Annotated in this window: 15 protein-coding genes; 8 read left to right on the forward strand and 7 right to left on the reverse strand. The window is 65.7% G+C overall.

Annotation, left to right across the window (positions count from 1 at the left end):
- Positions 1–415: 415 nt before the first annotated feature.
- Entirely contained in the window at positions 416–2002 is a 1587-nt protein-coding gene (locus HF854_RS10165; RefSeq protein ID WP_168936176.1) for a heavy metal translocating P-type ATPase, read from the reverse strand.
- 179 nt (positions 2003–2181) lie between these two features.
- Positions 2182–2457, reverse strand: a complete 276-nt coding sequence (locus HF854_RS10170; RefSeq protein WP_168936177.1) for a metal-sensing transcriptional repressor — start codon at positions 2455–2457, stop codon at positions 2182–2184.
- A 586-nt stretch (positions 2458–3043) separates the two neighbouring features.
- Here HF854_RS10170 and HF854_RS10175 point away from each other — a divergent pair.
- Together HF854_RS10175 and HF854_RS10180 are read left to right on the forward strand one after the other, a co-directional pair.
- On the forward strand, positions 3044–3889 hold the full coding sequence (locus tag HF854_RS10175) for a DUF116 domain-containing protein (protein WP_168936178.1): 846 nt from the start codon (positions 3044–3046) through the stop codon (positions 3887–3889).
- 5 nt (positions 3890–3894) lie between these two features.
- Positions 3895–5412 carry a transcription antitermination factor NusB gene (locus HF854_RS10180; protein WP_168936179.1) on the forward strand — a complete coding sequence of 506 codons (1518 nt, stop codon included), beginning with the start codon at positions 3895–3897 and terminating at the stop codon, positions 5410–5412.
- Between the two features lie 259 nt (positions 5413–5671).
- Here the strand turns inward: HF854_RS10180 and HF854_RS10185 are convergent, their stop codons facing one another.
- Positions 5672–6685 carry a ParB/RepB/Spo0J family partition protein gene (locus HF854_RS10185; RefSeq protein WP_168936180.1) on the reverse strand — a complete coding sequence of 338 codons (1014 nt, stop codon included), beginning with the start codon at positions 6683–6685 and terminating at the stop codon, positions 5672–5674.
- An 80-nt stretch (positions 6686–6765) separates the two neighbouring features.
- Between HF854_RS10185 and HF854_RS10190 the strand changes: the two genes are divergently transcribed.
- A complete protein-coding gene (locus HF854_RS10190; RefSeq protein ID WP_006006916.1) occupies positions 6766–7167 on the forward strand; it encodes a hypothetical protein in 402 nt (133 codons plus the stop codon).
- Between the two features lie 130 nt (positions 7168–7297).
- On the opposite strand, the gene HF854_RS10195 is transcribed toward HF854_RS10190, so the two are convergent.
- Complete coding sequence (locus HF854_RS10195) at positions 7298–8083, reverse strand: ParA family protein (protein ID WP_168936181.1); 786 nt, start codon at positions 8081–8083, stop codon at positions 7298–7300.
- A gap of 270 nt (positions 8084–8353) precedes the next feature.
- On the opposite strand from HF854_RS10195, the gene HF854_RS10200 reads away from it, so the two are divergent.
- Both HF854_RS10200 and HF854_RS10205 read left to right on the forward strand, forming a co-directional pair.
- Complete coding sequence (locus HF854_RS10200) at positions 8354–8755, forward strand: response regulator (RefSeq protein ID WP_168936182.1); 402 nt, start codon at positions 8354–8356, stop codon at positions 8753–8755.
- A gap of 9 nt (positions 8756–8764) precedes the next feature.
- Complete coding sequence (locus tag HF854_RS10205) at positions 8765–9580, forward strand: DsbA family protein (RefSeq protein WP_168936183.1); 816 nt, start codon at positions 8765–8767, stop codon at positions 9578–9580.
- Between the two features lie 580 nt (positions 9581–10160).
- Here HF854_RS10205 and HF854_RS10210 read toward each other — a convergent pair.
- The 3 genes from HF854_RS10210 to HF854_RS10220 all read right to left on the reverse strand — a co-directional run bounded on the left by HF854_RS10210 (position 10161) and on the right by HF854_RS10220 (position 13150).
- On the reverse strand, positions 10161–10643 hold the full coding sequence (locus tag HF854_RS10210; protein WP_168936184.1) for a C40 family peptidase: 483 nt from the start codon (positions 10641–10643) through the stop codon (positions 10161–10163).
- A 484-nt stretch (positions 10644–11127) separates the two neighbouring features.
- Positions 11128–12690 (reverse strand): ammonia-forming cytochrome c nitrite reductase subunit c552, encoded by a 1563-nt coding sequence (locus tag HF854_RS10215; RefSeq protein WP_168936185.1) that lies wholly within the window; start codon positions 12688–12690, stop codon positions 11128–11130.
- Positions 12683–13150 carry a NapC/NirT family cytochrome c gene (locus HF854_RS10220; RefSeq protein WP_006006938.1) on the reverse strand — a complete coding sequence of 156 codons (468 nt, stop codon included), beginning with the start codon at positions 13148–13150 and terminating at the stop codon, positions 12683–12685. Before HF854_RS10220 ends, HF854_RS10215 begins: the two co-directional genes overlap by 8 nt.
- A gap of 311 nt (positions 13151–13461) precedes the next feature.
- On the opposite strand from HF854_RS10220, the gene HF854_RS10225 reads away from it, so the two are divergent.
- The 3 genes from HF854_RS10225 (at position 13462) to HF854_RS10235 (ending at position 17899) form a co-directional block, all read left to right on the forward strand.
- Complete coding sequence (locus HF854_RS10225; protein ID WP_168936186.1) at positions 13462–15801, forward strand: ATP-binding protein; 2340 nt, start codon at positions 13462–13464, stop codon at positions 15799–15801.
- Positions 15802–16088: 287 nt separating this feature from the next.
- Positions 16089–17528 (forward strand): sigma-54-dependent transcriptional regulator, encoded by a 1440-nt coding sequence (locus tag HF854_RS10230; protein WP_168936187.1) that lies wholly within the window; start codon positions 16089–16091, stop codon positions 17526–17528.
- A gap of 110 nt (positions 17529–17638) precedes the next feature.
- Positions 17639–17899 carry a hypothetical protein gene (locus tag HF854_RS10235; protein ID WP_006006945.1) on the forward strand — a complete coding sequence of 87 codons (261 nt, stop codon included), beginning with the start codon at positions 17639–17641 and terminating at the stop codon, positions 17897–17899.
- The last annotated feature ends 321 nt before the right edge of the window (positions 17900–18220 follow it).

The raw sequence follows: 18220 nt of genomic DNA on the forward strand, positions 1-18220 counted from the left end.
CCCCCCCCCCCCCCCCCACGCCCCCAACCCCGAAAAAACGTTATCCAGGTGACGTCACCCGTCCCCGTCGTTGACCGGCGGGCCGTGACAGCGCACATGGACCGAAAAGAGAGAGGAAAGGCCGCTCCTGACGGAGCGGCCTTTCTGTTTTTTCTGCGGGTGACTGTTGGTTTTGGCAGTCTCTGGATTTGGGGAGTGGATCGTCAGTGCGAGATACGGCATCCCCTGGAGCATATTTTTCTGAATAAAACGCGCTGAGGAAGGGATGGGGGGCAGGGGGAAGGGGAACCCCTCTCGCGTTAGCAGCGACCGAATGGCGGCCCAAAGGGCCGTGCCCGTCAGCGACGAAGGAGCTTTACGGGCATCGGCAGCAGAGATGAGGGGTTCCCCTTCCCCCTGAAAAACAGTGCCGGTCCTACCTTCCGGCCTCCTTGTGGCGCCAGTTCAGGAGCAGTGCCGAATTGATGATGACCAGCACCGAACCGGCGTTGTGGACGAGAGCGCCCAGCACCGGCGAGAGCAGGCCGCCCATGGCCAGGAAGATGGCCGCGAAATTGAGGATCATGGAGAAGGACAGATTGAGGGTGATGGTGCGCATCATGCGCCGGGACAGGGCGAAGATGTGCGGCAGTTCCTTGATGTCGTCATGCACCAGGGCCATGTCGGCGGCGTCCACGGCGATGTCGCTGCCGATGCCGCCCATGGCCACGCCCACGAAGGCCTTTTTCAGGGCGGGCGCGTCATTGATGCCGTCACCGATCATGCAGACGGGCCGCTCCTGACGCTGGCTGTCCGCGATCCATTCCAGCTTGTCGGCGGGCAGGCAGTTGGCGCGCACGCCGTCCAGGGCCAGGCCCGCGCTGACGCTGCGGGCGGCGGCCTCGTTGTCGCCGGTCAGCAGCATGGTGGACACGCCCGCGTCCCGCACGATGGCCTTGCCCAGCGGGTGTTCGGAGCGCCGCTCCGCGGCGGCGGTCAGGAGGTGCAGCTGCTGCGGCGCGAGTTCGGGCAGGGCGCTGTGCACATGGGCCACGCCGGGAGTGCCCCGGGTAAGGGTGCCGGTCTTGTCGAAGGCCACGACCCTGACGCGGGCCAGACGCTCCAGCGCGTCCCCTTCCTTGACCAGGACGCCGTGGCGGGTGGCATTGCCGATGGCGGCCATGATGGCCGTGGGCGTGGCCAGCACCAGGGCGCAGGGACAGAAGACCACCAGGATGGTCACGGCGCGCAGCACTTCGCCGGTCACGATCCAGGTGCCCGCAGCGGCGGTCAGGGCCGTGACCACGATCCAGGTGGCCCAGCGGTCGGCCAGGCTCACGATACGGGCCTTGCCCGCGTCGGCGGACTGCACCAGGCGGATCATGCGCTGCAGGGAGCTGTCCTCGCCCACCTTGACGGCGCGCATGTCGAAGGCCCCGAACTGGTTCACCGTGCCGCTGGACACCGTATCGCCGGGGCCCTTGTCCACGGGCAGGGACTCGCCGGTCATGACCGATTGGTCGATGGCCGTCTGGCCGCTGACGATGATGCCGTCCACGGGGATGGTCTCGCCGGGCAGCACGCGCAGCAGGTCGTCCACGCGTACCTCTTCGGCGGGGATGATGCTCTCGGCCGTGCCGTCCAGGCGCCGGGCCGTGCGCGGGGTCAGATGCACCAGCCGCTCGATGCCCGCCCGGGCCTTGGCCACGGTGCGTTCCTCCAGCAGGGCGCCCAGCTGCATGATGAAGGCCACCTCACCGGCGGCGAAGATCTCGCCGATGATGACGGACGCCAGCAGGGCCAGTGAGACCAGCACGTCGGCCTTGATGTCGAAGCGCGTGAACAGGCCTTCGGCGCCTTCCTTGATGATGGGCACGCCGCACAGCAGCACGGCCAGCCAGGCCGGATCCACAGGACCGGGGACAACTTCCAGAAAACTCAGCAGCAGGGCCACTGCCGAGATACCCAGGGCCAGTGCCTGCCGGGGTTCTTCCCTGAGCCATTCCTTGACGTCTGCCAGCATGGGGCCTCCTTGTCTGTCCGGGGCGTCATGGGCAATCCACAGGTCCGGCATGTGCGGAAGACTCTGCGGCGGATGTGCGCGGGGACAGGCGGGGTGGAAATGTATTGGATCGGCCCTCAAGATACCTATAGGGGTATAGGTAGTCAAGCAGGGGACAAAAAAAAGCCGGGCAGGCCCGGCTAGCTGCGACGGGAAAAATGTTCCACGGCCTTGGCAAAGGCCGCGATGGTGGCGTCGGCATCCCCGTGTTCGATGCCGTCGCGCACGCAGTGCTGCAAATGGCCTTCCAGCACGATCTGGCCCACCCGGTGCAGGGCGCCCTTGACCGCGTTGATCTGGATGAGGATGTCCTCGCAGGGCACGTCCTTGTCGATCATCTGGTCGATGGCCTGCAACTGGCCCATGAGCTTCTTCATCCGGCGGTGCAGGTTCTCCGCATCCATGCATTGTCTCATACGTCCTCCTTTCAGGGCAGGGGACATTATTGCGGGCCGTCTGTCAAGAGGAGGGCGGATACGGGGAGGGGGCAGGCCAGGCTCCGGCGCCTGGCCGCCTGCCGCTTTCCTGCCGTCCGCGTCCCGAAGCCATCGTGTCCATGCGGACGGGCAGGGGGGCGCAGCAGGGTGGCCTTTGCCAGTGGAGAGTCCTACACCGGGCCGGGAAGTGTCCCGCCCCCTCTGCATGCATGAGCCGGAAAGGGCGCATCCGTCGTGCCTGCTCACAAAGGGGAGAGTTCCAGCTCCAGGGGGACAGGTACGATGGCTGTGGTGAAAAGGAGGGGGCAGGCACAGGCAGTCTTCCTGCCGGGAGGGGAGGCAAGGGGCATCTGTTGTCCCGGCGGGCTTTGGTGTAGGATGGCAGCGCTGTGACCATGACGGCAAGTCCGTCCGGTGTGTCCTGAAGGCCCCTGTCATGGCGGGCCATATGAGCGCTTTTTTTTCTTTTTTTGATGCCCGGCATGGCTGATAGCCAAAAATGCCGTACAGGGCATCTGTGGGCCATTTCGACCGTGTGGCCGTTTTTGGCCTTCACTGGAGTCCTATGCTACGAAAGTCTCCCTATTCCCTGCCCGCCAGCCAGTACGGCGGCGGGCGCAAGCGCATCTTCATCGGCCTGATGCTGGCCTCCTGCTGCGTGGCCTGTCTGGCTCTGGCCTTCTTCCTCATCCTGCCCTGGTCGGACTATGGCCAGACCCTCACCTGGCTGCCGCTGCTGTGCATGCTGGTGGGCGGGGCAGGCATCCTGGCCCTGATCTGGATGTGCGGCACGCTGGTCTGGCATGTCTACACGGGGCGCTATCTCCCTGGGGTGAGCAGCGTGCGCCATGTGACCATCCGCCTGTTCTTCCCGCTCATGGAGCTGCTGGCCAAGGTGGTGCGCATGGAGCGCAAGCGGGTGCGACATTCCTTCATCAAGGTCAACAACGAACTGGTGCTGGCCGACCGCCCGCGCGTGCGGCCGGAGCGGCTGCTCCTGCTGCTGCCGCACTGCATCCAGCGCAGTGCCTGCCCGCACCGGCTCAACCACAATGTGGACCTGTGCCGCCGTTGCGGACAATGCCCCGTGGGCGGTCTGCTGCAGCTGCGGGACCGTTACGGTTTCCATCTGGCGCTGGCCACCGGCGGGACCATCGCCCGGCGCATCGTGGTCCAGACGCGGCCCCGCATGATCATCGCCGTGGCCTGCGAACGGGACCTCACCTCCGGCATCCAGGACAGCTACCCCTTGCCGGTCTTCGGCATCCTCAACCAGCGTCCCTGCGGCCCCTGTCTGGACACGCTGGTGTCCCTTGCGGCCGTGGAGGGGGCCGTACGCCTGTTCCTCGGGCTTGAGGACAGCGCGGAGACCGGAGATAACGCTAAAAATAATCATTTTATTTCAAAGTGATACCTATGATAGGAACAAAAAGGAAAGCAGGCCGGGACACGGCCGGTCAGGCCTTTGCCGCTGAAGGCAACGGCCATTTTACGGAAAGCCGCCGTCTGCGGCAGCTCCCGCCCGCGGCCCCGGCCCTGGCCCTGCGGGCCCTGTGTCTGCTGGACAGCGCCTTCAGTGCGGGCTGCACCATCCAGGCGGCCCTGCAGCAGGTGCTGGAAGACACGGCCCGGCGGCAGGAAGGCGGTCTGGCCGAGCGTGACCGGCATCTGGCGGCGGAGCTGGCTTACGGTACCCTGCGCATGGAGAACCGTCTGGCCTTCGTACTGGGCAAGGTGCTGCGGCAGCCGCTCAAGCTGCCCCTGCCGTTGCGGCGCCTGCTGGCGGTGGCGGCCTATGGGCTGCTGTTCCTGGATCGTCTGCCTGCCCATGCCGTGCTGCATACGGCCGTGGATCTGGCCCGGCAGCTCTACGGGCCGGGGCTGGCCAGGGTAGTCAACGGCAGCCTGCGTTCCGTGCAGCGTTTGGGCGATGCCGTCCGGACGCCGGATTTCTATGCCGGGCCTGCGGATGAAGAAACGTTTTTTGCCGAGGATGCGGCCGCGGCCCGCAAGTTGCGCAGCCTTGCCCTGCCGGAAGCAGAGCTGCGGCTGGCCCGCTTCCATGCCGTGCCGCGCTGGCTGGTGGCCCTGTGGCAACAGGCCTACGGTGACGAGGCTTGCCGGGCCCTGCTGGCCCGTTCCGGGGCGCGCCCCTGGCAGGCGCTGCGCGTCAATGCCTCGCGTCCCCAGGCTGCGACCCTGAAACAGGCCTTGCTGGCCTGTGTCCCGGCGGACGGCCCCGCGCCGCAGGCCGTGGGGCGCTGGGGCGTTGCCTTCGCGCCCGGGCAGACGCCTGACGCCGTGCAGGACGAGCCGCTTTCCCGTCTGCTGGAGCAGGGGGCCCTTTCGCAGCAGGCGGCGGCCTCGCAGGAAGTGATGGCCGCGCTGGGGCTGGAAGACTGGCTGGGCCGTGGCTGGCCCGTCTGGGATGCCTGTGCCGGTTACGGCGGCAAGAGCGTGCAATTGCTGGAGCAGGGCGGTGACGTGCGCCTGTGCACGGACCGCAGCTTCTCCCGTCTGCGGCAGGTGCCGGGCCATTGTCGCCGTCTGGGCCTTGCGTTGCCGCATCTGGCCCTGGCCGATGCTTCCCGGCCGCCCGTCGTCCGCTGGCAGGGCGGCATCATCGCCGATGTGCCGTGCAGCGGCCTGGGCGTGCTGGCCCGCCGTCCCGATCTGCGGCGTCGTCCCCGGACGGCCCTTGCCGAGCACGCCGACCTGCAACGGGCCATCCTCAAGGCTCTGGCCGCACGTCTGGAGCCCGGCGCCGAGCTGGCCTACATCACCTGTACCCTGCATCCGCTGGAGAACGAGCAGGCTGTGGACTGGCTGCTGGCGGAAGACAGCGGCCTGGAGCGCCTTGTGCAATGGCAGACGCCCCACGACCACCCCTGGCTGGAAGGCATGTTCGCCGCGCGCCTGCGGCGGCGTGGGTAGGGGAGAAGATGCTTGAGGGGGCACGGTGTATCCTGACCGGATACACCGTGCCCCCTGTTGTTTTTTGTCATTCTGGTGGGAAGAGTTCCTGACCATTTTTATAGGGAGGGGATCACCGTCTTTCAGACAACGGCGGGGACCCTCCGGCCAGACCGGAAGAAAGGTTTTTTCAGGGATGGGGAGAGCGCGAGAGGGGAAGGGGCAGTTTTTACAAAAAACGCCCCTTCCCCTCTCGCCATTATATTTCTTTGCCTCCCGGCTACTGCCGGGGGGTCTTGGCATCCACCGGGGCCGCGATGGCTTCCCCGGCGGGCTCGTCTTCAGGGATGTGGCAGTGCAGGCGGTTCAGCAGGGCTTCCAGCTCCTGGGAGCTGGTGTAGCGCAGGGTGATGCGGCCGCTTTCCATATCGCCGCTGACGCGGGCCTTGCAGGGCAGGGCGGCGCAGAGGCTTTTTTGCAGCGCGGCGATCTGGGGCAGCTTTTTGCGCTTGCAGGGGGCGGGCCGCTGCGGGGCGGCTTCACTGGCGGCGGTCCAGGGCAGGCGCTGTTCCTCGCGCCAGAGGGCCACGGCCTCTTCGGCCTGGCGCACACTCAGGGACTCGCTGATGATATGGCTGCGCAGCACTTCGGCGGCGGCCAGGGCGCGCTCGTCATTGCCCAGGGCCAGCAGGCAGCGGGCATGACCGGCGCTGAGGCGGCCGTGATGGAGGTCGGCCTGCGCGGCGGGCGAGAGCTGGAGCAGGCGCAGGGCATTGGCGATGGCCGGGCGGCTCTTGCCCAGGCGGGTGGCCAGGGCCTCCTGCGTCAGCTTGAGGGTCTCGCGCAGCTGCTGCAGTGCCTGGGCCTCTTCCATGGGATTGAGGTCTTCGCGCTGCAGGTTCTCGATAAGGGCGGCGGCCATGACTTCGGCATCGCTCATCTCGCGCACATGCACGGGCACCTGCCCGAGGCCCGCCTGACGGGCGGCCCGCCAGCGGCGTTCTCCGGCCACGATCTGGTAGTGGCCGGGCCTGTCGGCCAGGGGGCGCACCAGCAGGGGCTGGATGATGCCCTGTTCGCGGATGGAGGCCGCCAGTTCGGCCAGGGATTCGGCGTCGAAGGTCTGGCGGGGCTGGCTGGGATTGGCATGCAGATGGGACAGGGGCAGCAGGGTGGGGCTGTGTTCCGTGCCCGTCTCTTTTTCCGGCGAATCGTTCTTTTCCTGCCGGGCGGCGCCCATATCCGTACGGCGCAACAGGGCGTCCAGGCCGCGGCCGAGACCTTTGCTACTCATGCTCTCTCCTTGACATCATGCCGTGCTGGCGGCACTTTTTACGACAGTGATTGCCCCAAAACTTTTGACCAGAGGAAACCATGTCCAACAAGCATCTTCTGTACCTGACCGACCGTCAGGGAAATCTGGAAGGGGTGCAGCTTTCTGCCGCCCTGTGGTCGCATTGCGAGGCGGCCGTCGTCAAGGCCCTGAAGGCCATGGAGCCCCCCCTGGAACACCTGAACGACGAGCCCGTGGCTGATTTCGAGCGCCTGCTCCAGTTCTGGGATTTCCGTTATCCGTACAGCCCCGAGGTCACCTGTCCGCATTGCGGCGCCCATACCGCCGACTGGCGCAACGACCCCGCGCATCCGTTCCATCTGACCACGGCCAATCTGGGCGGTCTGCTGGTCTTCCGTTGCAAGAGCTGCCAGTCCACGGTGCGCCAGAAGCATTTCCGCGACCACATGGCCGTGGAATGCACGCCGTACAATCCTGACTAGCTTTGCCGGCGGTGTTTCCCGTTGCCGCTGTTTTTTGCCGGGCTTTGCCCGGCTTTTTTTATGCCCGCCTCTCGGGCATGACGGCGGGGCTTTCCGGCTTTTCAGGAAGGACCGGCCGTCATATGTTTTTTTAGCGCGGCTGCGGCATGCGGGCGGGATCGCGCAGGGCCACTTCCTTGGCAAGGTTGAGGTAGGCGTCGGCGCCCTTGGACTTGATGTCGTAATGGATGATGGACTTGCCGTGGCTGGGCGCTTCGGAAAGGCGCACGTTGCGCGGGATGACCGTCTCGAAGAGGTGGTCGGGGAAGCAGCGCTGCACTTCGTCGCGCACTTCGCGGGTCAGGCGGTTGCGGGCATCGTACATGGTCAGCACCACGCCCAGCAGGTTCAGTTTGGGATTGAGGCGTTTTTTGACCAGCTCGAAGGTCTGCAGCAGTTTGACGATACCTTCCAGGGCGAAAAACTCGCACTGCAGGGGGATGAGCAGTTCCTGCGAGGCGCAGAGGGAGTTGAGGGTCAGCAGGCCCAGGGACGGCGGGCAGTCGATGATGATGTAATCGTACTCCGTGCCCAGCGGTTCGAGGCAGTCGCGCAGGTAGAACTCGCGGGCCATCTTGTCCACCAGTTCCAGTTCCACGGCCACCAGGTTGGTGCTGGCGGGCAGCACGTCGAGGAAGGGCGTGCGGGTGCTGCTGATGCTCTCGTGGATGTTCTCCGGCGTATAGAAGGTGGAGTAGAGGTCGTGGTGCAGGTCTTCTTGGGCGATACCGATACCGCTGGTGCTGTTGGCCTGGGGGTCACAGTCCACCAGCAGCACGCGCTTTTCCATGACGGCCAGTGCGGCGGAAAGGTTGATGGCGGTGGTCGTCTTGCCGACGCCGCCTTTTTGGTTGGCTATGGAAATGATGCGCGCCATGCTGTCCTCCGGGCTGTGTTTCACGGGAAACAGGGGGAGCTGTTTCACGGGAAACAAACAAAAAAGTGAGGCCCCTCTGCCGGGGCCGCCATCTGCGGAACAAAATAAAGAAAAGCCCGGCAAATGGGAAGACGTGAACCGTCCGTGACAAAAAAATGCCGGTATGTCCGGCGGCATCGAGGTCCCCGCCATCGCCCGGGGCAGGGGTTCTTGCCCCGGATTCCGTTTCTGGCTAAAATCAGCGCCGCATTGCAACAAGGAGTTGGTTCCATGGCTGATACGCGCATTCTTCTGGTGGATGACGAAAAGGAAGTGACGGCCCTGCTGGCCAAGCGTCTTGTACGGCGCGGCTACCAGTGTGACACGGCGGCGGACGGCCTGCAGGCCGTGGAAGCCATGCGCGAACAGCCTTTTCCCATCGTCGTCATGGATGTGAAGATGCCCAATATGGACGGCATCGCCGCCCTCAAGATCATCGTGGAGCAGTGGCCCACCGCCCAGGTGATCCTGCTTTCCGGCCATGCGGACATGCAGCTTGCCGTGCAGGCCATGAGCGAAGGCGCTTTCGGCTACCTGATGAAACCTGTCGATTTTGATGAACTCCTGTTCAAAATCGAAGATGCCGCCATGCAGAGCCGGCTTGAAGGGCCGGAAAGCGACATGGCGCGATAGGATATTTGCATGAAGAAACTGTTCCGTCCTCTGGTGCTGGGCGGTATCCTTTTGCTGGCGGTGGGCCTGGCCCCCGTCATGGATACGACTCCCGCCCGTGCCGCCACCGTCACCGACGCCAACCTGAAGCAGATGCTGGAGGATCTGCTGCGCGAACATCCCGAGATCGTCCTAGACGTGCTGCGCTCCCACAGCGAAGACGTGCTGGACATCGCCCAGGCGGGCGCCAATGCGCGCCGCAAGGCCGCCCTGGAAGCCCAGTGGCACAAAGAAGTGAAGAACACGCCCCAAAAGCAGATCTCGCTGTCGGGCCGCCCGGTCAAGGGCAATGCGGCGGCGCCGGTGCACATCGTGGCCTTTTCGGACTTCACCTGCCACTATTGCCAGCAGGCCACCCATGTGCTGGACGAGATCATGAAGAAATACGGCAAGAACGTCAGCCTGGTCTACAAGCACATGCCGCTGGACGAGCAGGGCCCCGGCATGCTGGCCGCCCGCTACTTCGTGGCCGTGGCCGCGCAGAGCGAGAGCAAGGCCTGGAAGTTCTATGACGCCATGTACGCCGACCGCGACCGCCTGCTGCTGGAAGGCCAGAAGTTCGTGGACGAGGTCTGCGACAAGCTGGGCCTGGACAAGGACCGCCTGAAAAAGGACGCCGCCAGCGACAAGACGGCCCGGATCATCGCCCAGGATCTGGACGATGCCAAAAAGCTGAAGATCGACGGCACGCCCTGCTTCCTGGTCAACGGCCTGATGGTGCGGGGCGCACTGTCCGAACCCCTGTTCGAAGCGGCCGTGGACATCGCTCTGGAAGCGGCACGCTAACATCTGATCGTGACCGTACGAAGACCGGCTGCGGGATGCCCCGTATGCCGGTCTTTTTTTATGGCTTCGGGCCGGGCCGAAGACGGGATGGGCCTGCCGAGACGGAGGCGCGGGGAAGATGGCAGTGCCCGTTGCGCGGTGGAGTTTTTTGGCCGGGCTGTCCGGGGGCGGGCATCCGTCCGGAAAGCAGGGGGACTATCGGGACGGTCCGAAGGTCCGTTCTTGTTGAAAAGGACAGCGCGTGCCGCTGACGTCCGTCAGGTGTGCGGGATGGTCCGGCAGGAAAGGAAGAGACCGCCGATGCGAGGGGGCGGACAAGGCAAAGGACAGCCCGGAGGCTGCCCTTTATGTGAAGGCCGGGCGTGGCGAAACGCCCGTCAAGATTAGCTGGAATAAAAAGTGGAAATCTCACTGCAACGCTACGTCAAAAAACTCCTGATGGCAAGATGCCAGCCCCTGCGCCCGCAGAGGAAAAAGGCCGGTATGCGGGAAAGGGCGGCCTGTCGGGCCGGATGTCTGGAAAAAAGGCACAAAAAAAGCGCGGGCGACCGCGCTTTTTTCGTTCTTTCCTGCAAAGGGATCAGATGACGATGCGGCGTACCGCGATGAGCCTGTTGCCCCAGTAGGGCTGCATGTTCTCCCGGCGTACGGTCTTGCCGCGGCTGGGGCTGTGGATGAAGGTATTGTTGCCGGCATAGATGCCGGTATGCAGGCCGCGGGGGCCGCTGCTGGTCCTGAAGACCATGATGTCGCCGGGCCGGGGCGAGCTCTTGGGCACGGCATATCCGGCCCGAGCCTGATCCACGGTCACACGCGGGACCTTGAGGCCGTTCTGGCGGTAGGCCCACCAGATGAGGCCCGAGCAGTCGAAACCGCGGGAGGGAGAGGCTCCGCCCATGCGATATTGCTTGCCTTCCTGGCTGGAGGCCGTGCGTACGATGTTCTGGGCCCGCTGGGGATTGTTGTAGCCGGGATCGTCCGGCTGGAACATGGCACAGCCCGATGCGCTGCCCAGGATCAGGGCCAGGAAAAATATCTGAAAAAGACGGCGATAGGTTCTCATGATCCGCTCTGCCTGAAAGTTTGAAAGTCACGGCGTGGAGATGCCGTCGGAAAAACTGTTTTCCAGATGCAAAGCAAATACCGGGCCAAAAAGACTCACCTTAGGGTGTTTTTATAAATATCAAGAAAAACAGATAGATGTCGTTTAAAAGAACAGTATGTCAGCTCATAGGAACAGACAAAAATCTGTCATCCTTTTCGCATGAAAGCGGGCGGGCGTCAAAGTTTCCACGTCGCCGGAGCCGCCGTGCGGCTGCTGTGGCAGGGGCCTAAAAAAAGGGGGCCCCTTGCGGGGCCCCGGGGGTGGAGGATGAGGCATGGCCGGGCGGGACCGGGCCGTTGCGGGAAAGGTCGGGGAGGGGGAGGGGAATCCCCTCCCCGATGCGGCCCGGTGACGGCCCGTGGGCCGTGCCCGCGCTGCTGTTTTCCTCAGGACGAGGCGGGACCGGCAGGGCCGCAGATCCCGTTTCAGGGCTGTCGAGGCCCTAGCGGGCGCTCAGTTCCTGACCGTCCCACACCTGTTCGGCCTTGGGCAGCACGGGCAGGAGCTGCGTCCAGGGATGCTGCTTCAGGAAATCGGCATCCTGCTGCAGCTTGCGGCTCATGTTCAGGATGGGCGGCACGATCTGCTTGATGTCCCCGGCCAGGGCGGGGCTGATGCTGTAGCCGGTGGCCTGTTCGGCCAGGGCCACGGCCTTGTGGCTGAACTCCATGGAGCTCATGAGGGTGTCCAGGGCCTTGGCGGGGTTATGGAAGCCCACGCTGTTCTCGGCGGACACATAGTCCCAGTAGAGCTGGCCCTTGCGGACCATCTCGCGGGCCTCGGCCATCAGGCTGTCATAATTGGCGGCGCGCTGTTCGGCGGGCACCGCGTTGGCCAGGCGCACGGCCTCGTGGGCGCGCACGGATTCTTCCTGGGCCTTGAGCAGCTGCCTGAAGGTCTTCTCCTGGGTGTAGAGCACGCGGCCGCGCAGGTAGTCGGCGGTCTTGTCGGCATGGCACTGGCGGCAGGCGCGCAGCTCGGGGTCCTTGAGCGGCGAGGTCATCCAGTGGCTGGAGACCTTCTTGCCGTCCACGCGCTGGTAGGGCATGTGGCAGTCCGCGCAGGAGACGCCGGCGGCGCCGTGGGTGCCGTCGATGAAGGTCTCGTACTCGGGATGCTGCATCTTGATCATGGGCACCTTGGAGGCCGCATGCACCCAGTCGGTGAAGGGCCCGCTGCTGCCGTCGGCCTGCTTGGGCCCGTGGCTCTTGTAGTATTCATACATGTCGCCGGGGCCGAAGCCCTTGTCCCAGGGGAAGACGGGACGGCCCGCGGGCCCGTTATCCTTGTGGGTGAAGTAGTATTCCACATGGCACTGGGCACAGACCAGGGTGCGCTTCTCGTTGCGGGAGAGCTTGTCCCAGTCCTTGCCGGAACGCTTCAGCCAGTCCTTGAGCGGTTCGGAGTAGGGGCGCAGCTCCATGGTGGCCGGATCGTGGCAGTTGCTGCAGCCGATGGTCTCGTCCATCTCGCTGATGGCGTCCTTGCCGCGGAAGGTGTTCACGTCCTTGGTCCAGAAGGCGTCACCGTACTTGCCGATCCATTCCATCATCTTGGGGGTCTTGCAGTTCCAGCAGGTGGCGGGCAGACCGCCCTTTTCCCCGTAGCGGTTGATGCGGTCGATGTTGACGAAGTCCTTGACGGCATAGGTGTGGCCGCGGGCCTCGTTGTATTCGTACATGAAGGGATAGCCCAGCCAGAGGTTCTTCAGGTAGGGCTGGGCGTGCTTGTAGCCCTTGGGCAGGGGATTCACGTCGTCGTTCTTGTGGAACGGCACCGAGCCCTTGTACTCGGTCATGACGGACGTCTCGTTGTTTTTCTGGTACGAGGCGTACTGATGCGGGAAGGCCTCCTTGTAGGCCGAGATGCGGGTCTCGCCCGCGGGCAGGCCGGTCTTGTATTCCGGGGCCTTCAGTTCGGTGTCCACGTCCTGGCAGCCGCCCAGCAGGGGCAGCGCCAGCAGGGCCGCGGCCGCAAGGGTGAGGCCGAAGAGTCGATTAGTCATAAGCAACCGTCCTTGTGCTGATGGGCTTGTGGCGCATGTGGGCCATATTGCGGTGGCAGTCCACGCAATAGGGCTTGGCATCCATGCTGGCCACTTCGCTGTTGGTGGCAAAGTGGCAGGCCTTGCAATTTTCGTTGACCACGTCGCGGGTGCGCGCGCTGAGCGGGCGGGGGATGTCCTTGCCGGACACGTTGCCCATGAAGTCGCGCAGCCCTTCCTGTGCCTTGAACGGCAGCTTGGCCAGCAGGTTGTGCGGGGCGTGGCATTCGTTGCAGGCGAGCTTGGCATGCGTGGACAGCTTGTGCGTCACGGCGGCCTCCTGCATGATGTGGCAGCTGGCGCAGAACGGACGCTGGTCCGTCGAGACCATGGCAAAAGCCATCACGGCCAGCAGTGCCGCGCCCGCCGCCAGACCACCCAGAAAGACTTTGAGCCAGGGTCCTGTGCGGGGTGTACCCATAAAGAGCCTCCTTCGTTGATATCGCCTCCTGTCCCGCACCAAGGGGCAGGGATGACGATCTGAGCATGACGCCGGTCCCCTCCGGCGTTTGTTCCAAAAAGAGCAAGGGCCGTGCCAGTTTGGCCGCTGTGAGTACGTTCACATTTTTCCTTGTTTTATCAGCCTATTATTGGATCGAAGAGTTTCTGTTTTCGGCGGGGCCTTGTGATTTTCAGGAAAAAAAGACAGATTTTCAGAAAAATATGACAACTCCGGCCCTGCTTCCGCCGTCGGGACAGCCCGGCGTGTCCGAACGGGCCGACGGAGGAACCATGTCCGACCCCGAGCGCGTACCGCCGTCCGGCGGGCCTGGACACTGGCGGCGCTGGCTGTTGCCCGTGCTGGCCAGTGCCGCCTGGCTGGTCCTGACCTTTTGCCTGTACCGCCATGCCGTGCAGGGCGAGCAGGCCCACCTGCTGGAGCTCTGCCATACCCGCCTGGCGGCCACGGCCCACCAGCTCATGGATGCCCGTGACTGGAACGCGGGCCACGGGGGCGTCTATGTGCCCCTGAGCGCCTACGGCGAGCCCAATCCCTGGCTGCCGGAAAAGGACAGGACATTGCAGACCGCCGACGGGCGGACGCTGGTGCTCATGAATCCCGCCTACATGAGCCGCCAGATGGCCGAACGCCTCACCGAGCCCGGCTTCCGTCTGGCCATCGTGGGCCAGGCCCCCCTGCGGCCGGGCAACCGGGCCGATGACTGGGAACGGCGGATACTGGCCACGGCCACGCAGGGCGGGCAGATCTTCTTCAGCGGGGAGGACTGCCTGCCGCAGGGCCGTCTGCGCCTGCTCAGGACGCTGGCCGCACAGGAAAGCTGTCTGCGCTGCCATCAGGGCCACAAGGAAGGGGACATGCTGGGCGGTATCAGCATCAGCATGGATGCCGCCGCCTATGTGCGGGATCTGGAACGGAAGCAGCGGGAGCTGGGCCTGCTGTACGGTCTGCTGGCCCTGACCGGGGTGCTGGCCGTGGGCGGCATCACCAGCAACCTGACCTTGCGGCGCCTGCAGGCCGAGGAGAAGAGCCGCCTCAAGAGCGCCTTCATGGGGCGTCTCAGTCACGACATGCGTACCCCGCTGGCGGCCATGCTGGGCATGAGCGATCTGCTCGACCGTCAGGACTGCGGGACGGAGCAGCGGCATACGGCCCTGGCCTATCTGCGCCGGGCCTGCGGGGCCCTTCTGGAGATGGTGGACGACATCACCGACCATGCTTCTCTGGAACAGGGGGACGTGCGTTTGCGCTGCCGGACCTTCGACCTGCCCGCCTGCCTGCGGGCCTGTGCTGATCTGTACAGACCGGCGGCGGAGGGCAAGGGGCTGGAGCTGTTGCTGCATCTGGCGCCGCATCTGCCCCGGCAGGTCCGTGGCGACGGGTTCCGCCTGCGGCAGGCCCTGGGCAATCTGGTGAGCAATGCCGTCAAATTCACGGAACGGGGCCGCGTAGACGTGGAGGCAGGCGGAGAACGCCTGGCTTCCGGCGTATTCCTGCTGCGGCTGGACGTCCGGGACAGCGGGCCCGGGCTGGAGCCCGGCGAGGAAAGGACGGTCTTTGAAAGTTTTTGCCGGGGCAGCGCCGCCGGCGGCAAGCCGGGCACCGGTCTGGGGCTGAACATCGTACGCACCATCGCCCGCCGCATGGGCGGGGACGTGCAGGTGCGTTCCTGTCCCGGACAGGGCTGCACGTTCACGCTGGAAGTGCGTCTGGAGATCGTGGAGGGCGGTCCCGGCCCCAAGTCCGGGACCCCGTGTCCGGCGGAAGAGGGCATTGCGGCTCCGGCCCCTGCGGCGGGCCCCTTGCAGGGCCTGCGCGTGCTGGTGGCCGAGGATGACGCCGCGGGCCGTTATCTGCTCGAAGTGCGCTTGCGGGAGCAGGGCTGCACCGTGGGCCTTGCCGCGGACGGGGAACAGGTCCTGGACATGCTGGCCGCCGCACCGTGGGACGTCATCCTGCTGGATGCCGGTATGCCGCGCATGGACGGCCTGACCGTGCTGGAGCGCATCCGTACCGGACAGAGCGCCGCGTCCCGGCAGCAGGCGGTGATCGTCCATTCCGCCGGTCTGGCCCCCGGCGAGGAGGCGCGCTTCCGGGCGCTGGGCGTACGGGCCCTGCTGGACAAGCCGGTACCCCCGGCCATGCTGCTGGCCGCATTGCGGGACGTGCCCCGTGGCTGTCCCGGCGACGGTCAGGCAGGGCCGACGCCCTGTGGTGCGGAGGCTGAGGCCCCCGTCATCTGGGACAGGGCGGCCGCACTGGCGGCCGCGGATCAGGACGAGGAGCTGCTGCATACCCTGGTCACGGCCTTGCGGGACGATTTGTCGCGTCTGGAGGCAACTCTGGAAGCCGGCCGAAAACTGGCCGCCGATCCCGCGGTCCCGGCGGCCCGGACGGCGGAGGCCCTGCGCCGGGCGGCCCATGCCCTGAAGAATTCCGCGGCCACGCTCTGTTTTGAGGAGCTTCGTCTCAGGGCGGCGGCTCTGGAGCAGGCGGCCCTGCAGGTGCTGGCGGGCACGCCGGAGAACGCGGCGGGGCTGGGATCTTTGGCGGCGGCCTGTGCCGGGGCTCTGGCGCGTGCCGAAGAAGCCCTGCGGCGGGACAACGGCTGATGCCCCGTCTTCGCGGCGGACCATGCCGCCGTGCCCGTATGCGGGCGGATGGACGGCAGCCGTGGCAGGCGGATAGCTGCCCGGCCGTCCTTCCGGTCGACGGGGCTCTGGTGCCGGGAACGCCGCAGGAAGGACGACGAAGGCCGAAAAGCTTTTGTATCCGGCATCAGCCGGAGAGCGCAGGAAAAAGGGAACGATATACCGGGCAGCAGGCGCGCCCCTGCGCCGCGCCCGGGGATGGCCACAGGGGAAGCTCCGGGACCGCAGGCCCGGGCAGGGAGGCAAGGATGGCCCGTGTGCTGGTAGTGGATGACGAGAACCTGATGCGCACCATGGTGGAGGTGGCCTGCCGCCGTCTGGGGCACGAGGCCCTGTGTGCGGCCACCTTGGCCGAGGGACGGCGTCTGGCGGCCGCGGGCGTGGACGTCATCCTTCTGGACATGCTCCTGCCCGACGGCAACGGTCTGGATGCGCAGCAGGAGCTGGCGGCCCTGCCCGACGCGCCGGACATCGTGGTCATCACGGGCCACGGCGACGGCGATGCGGCGGAAAAAGCCCTGCGCGGCGGTGTCTGGGATTTTCTCATGAAGCCGGTGCGGGTGCGCGATGTGGAAGAGACCCTGAGCCATGTGCTGGAGGCCCGGGACAGGCGGCGCTCGCGCCGGGGCCTGGAACTGGAGCCGGGTCAGGTGGCGGGGAGCGGCCCGGCCATGCAGGCGGCGCTGGCCCAGCTGGAACAGGCGGCGCACAGCGACGTCAACGTCCTGCTGCTGGGCGAGACCGGCGTGGGCAAGGAGCTGTTCGCCCGCACCCTGTACCGCAACAGCCATCGGGCCTCGCGGCCTTTCGTGGCCGTGGACTGCGCCTCCCTGCCGGAAACGCTGGTGGAGAGCCATCTGTTCGGCCATGCCCGGGGGGCCTTCACCGGCGCGGAGCGGGCCAGCGAGGGCCTGTTGCGGGCGGCGCATCAGGGCACGCTCTTCCTGGACGAGGTGGGCGATCTGCCGCAGGGCATACAGAGGGCTTTTTTGCGGGCGCTGGAGCTGCGCCGCTTCCGTCCTGTGGGAGAGGTGCGCGAGGTGGAGAGCGATTTCCGCCTGGTGGCGGCCACCAATCAGGATCTGGAGGCCATGAGTGAGGACGGGCGCTTTCGCAAGGATCTGCTTTACCGCCTGCAGGGCATGACCATCGTGATCCCGCCCCTGCGCCGGCGCCGGGACGAGATCCCCCTGCTGGCACGGCAGGCGGTCATCCGCTGCTGCCGCCGCAACGGCATGGAGGAGAAGGAGCTTTCCCCCCTGCTGCTGGAGATGCTGGCCGAATACGACTGGCCGGGCAATGTGCGCGAGCTGTTCCATGCGCTGGAGCGGGCCTGTCTGGCGGCGGAACATGCGTCCCTGCTGTTGCCCGCGCACCTCGCCACCGGCCTGCGCGTGGCCGTGGCCCGCAGCCGGGCCGGGCAGGGACGCGTGGCGGGCGACGTGCCCGGCGGCAGGGAGGTCTGTCCCCCGCTGGCCGAAGCCGGGGCCTGTAGCGTGCCCGATCTGCCTCCCATGCCGGAAACGGGGCGGGCCTTTCCTTCGTTGCGCAGCTGGCGGCATGAGGCGGAGCGGCACTATGTGGCCCGGGTACGGGCGCTGTGCGGCGACGATGCCCGGGCCGCCGCACGCATGGCCGGTGTCTCCCGCGGGCACTGGTACGAACTGCTGAAAAAATACGGTTTCTAGGCCCGCAGGGTGCTGCCTGAAAAGCGCGCAAAGGCTTGCGGCAGGCCGGGAAAGCGGATACAAGGGGAGAAGGGACATTTCCCAGCTTTGTGAGAAAGGATTACCTAGGCATGAGCAATCCCATTACCGTGAAAGGCTATGTCTGTTCTGTGCCCCGTGCCGCCGATGCGCGGCAGGCCAGTGTGGCTGTGGTGCAGGACGATGTGGAATATCGCATCATCCCTCGTGGCGCCGGTGCCGATCTGGCCGACGAGGTGAGCGCCCTGGTGGAAGTGACCGGCCTGCTGGAGCAGGTGGACGAGGTCAACTACATCCAGGTCCGCGGCTATACGCTGGTGGACGATACTTCTTCCTGGGACGACGACGAATAGCGCTTTCACGGAACGCACGCCGGACCGGTACTGAAGCTGGCGGCGGGCGTTGCCGCGCTGTTTCCCGGTTACCGCAGGACGGCATGGCCGTCATGTCCGCTGCACGTCAGGCGTGCAGGTCTGGGCGTGCGTCCCCGGGAACGTCCTTCGGGACCTGATATGAGGCGAGGCATGCAGGGCATGCCCCGTCTGTTGTCGCACGATATGTGGAGACGGCGGGAACGCATCATACGTTCCCGCCGTCTTTTTTTATGGGCTTTAGCCTGTTGAGCGCCTGACAGGCGCGAAACAAAAAACCACCCGCTATGCGGGTGGAGACAA

Source organism: Desulfovibrio piger (assembly GCF_012843875.1).
Lineage (GTDB): Bacteria > Desulfobacterota > Desulfovibrionia > Desulfovibrionales > Desulfovibrionaceae > Desulfovibrio.

Excerpts from the sequence above, each read along its gene's own strand:
- HF854_RS10235 (WP_006006945.1), top strand. The coding sequence starts at position 17,639 with ATGAGCAATCCCATTACCGTGAAAGGCTATGTCTGTTCTGTGCCCCGT.
- HF854_RS10200 (WP_168936182.1), top strand. The coding sequence starts at position 8,354 with ATGGCTGATACGCGCATTCTTCTGGTGGATGACGAAAAGGAAGTGACG.
- HF854_RS10185 (WP_168936180.1), bottom strand. The coding sequence starts at position 6,685 with ATGAGTAGCAAAGGTCTCGGCCGCGGCCTGGACGCCCTGTTGCGCCGT.
- HF854_RS10205 (WP_168936183.1), top strand. The coding sequence starts at position 8,765 with ATGAAGAAACTGTTCCGTCCTCTGGTGCTGGGCGGTATCCTTTTGCTG.
- HF854_RS10210 (WP_168936184.1), bottom strand. The coding sequence starts at position 10,643 with ATGAGAACCTATCGCCGTCTTTTTCAGATATTTTTCCTGGCCCTGATC.
- HF854_RS10215 (WP_168936185.1), bottom strand. The coding sequence starts at position 12,690 with ATGACTAATCGACTCTTCGGCCTCACCCTTGCGGCCGCGGCCCTGCTG.
- HF854_RS10220 (WP_006006938.1), bottom strand. The coding sequence starts at position 13,150 with ATGGGTACACCCCGCACAGGACCCTGGCTCAAAGTCTTTCTGGGTGGT.
- HF854_RS10165 (WP_168936176.1), bottom strand. The coding sequence starts at position 2,002 with ATGCTGGCAGACGTCAAGGAATGGCTCAGGGAAGAACCCCGGCAGGCA.
- HF854_RS10195 (WP_168936181.1), bottom strand. The coding sequence starts at position 8,083 with ATGGCGCGCATCATTTCCATAGCCAACCAAAAAGGCGGCGTCGGCAAG.
- HF854_RS10180 (WP_168936179.1), top strand. The coding sequence starts at position 3,895 with ATGATAGGAACAAAAAGGAAAGCAGGCCGGGACACGGCCGGTCAGGCC.
- HF854_RS10175 (WP_168936178.1), top strand. The coding sequence starts at position 3,044 with ATGCTACGAAAGTCTCCCTATTCCCTGCCCGCCAGCCAGTACGGCGGC.
- HF854_RS10230 (WP_168936187.1), top strand. The coding sequence starts at position 16,089 with ATGGCCCGTGTGCTGGTAGTGGATGACGAGAACCTGATGCGCACCATG.
- HF854_RS10225 (WP_168936186.1), top strand. The coding sequence starts at position 13,462 with ATGTCCGACCCCGAGCGCGTACCGCCGTCCGGCGGGCCTGGACACTGG.
- HF854_RS10170 (WP_168936177.1), bottom strand. The coding sequence starts at position 2,457 with ATGAGACAATGCATGGATGCGGAGAACCTGCACCGCCGGATGAAGAAG.
- HF854_RS10190 (WP_006006916.1), top strand. The coding sequence starts at position 6,766 with ATGTCCAACAAGCATCTTCTGTACCTGACCGACCGTCAGGGAAATCTG.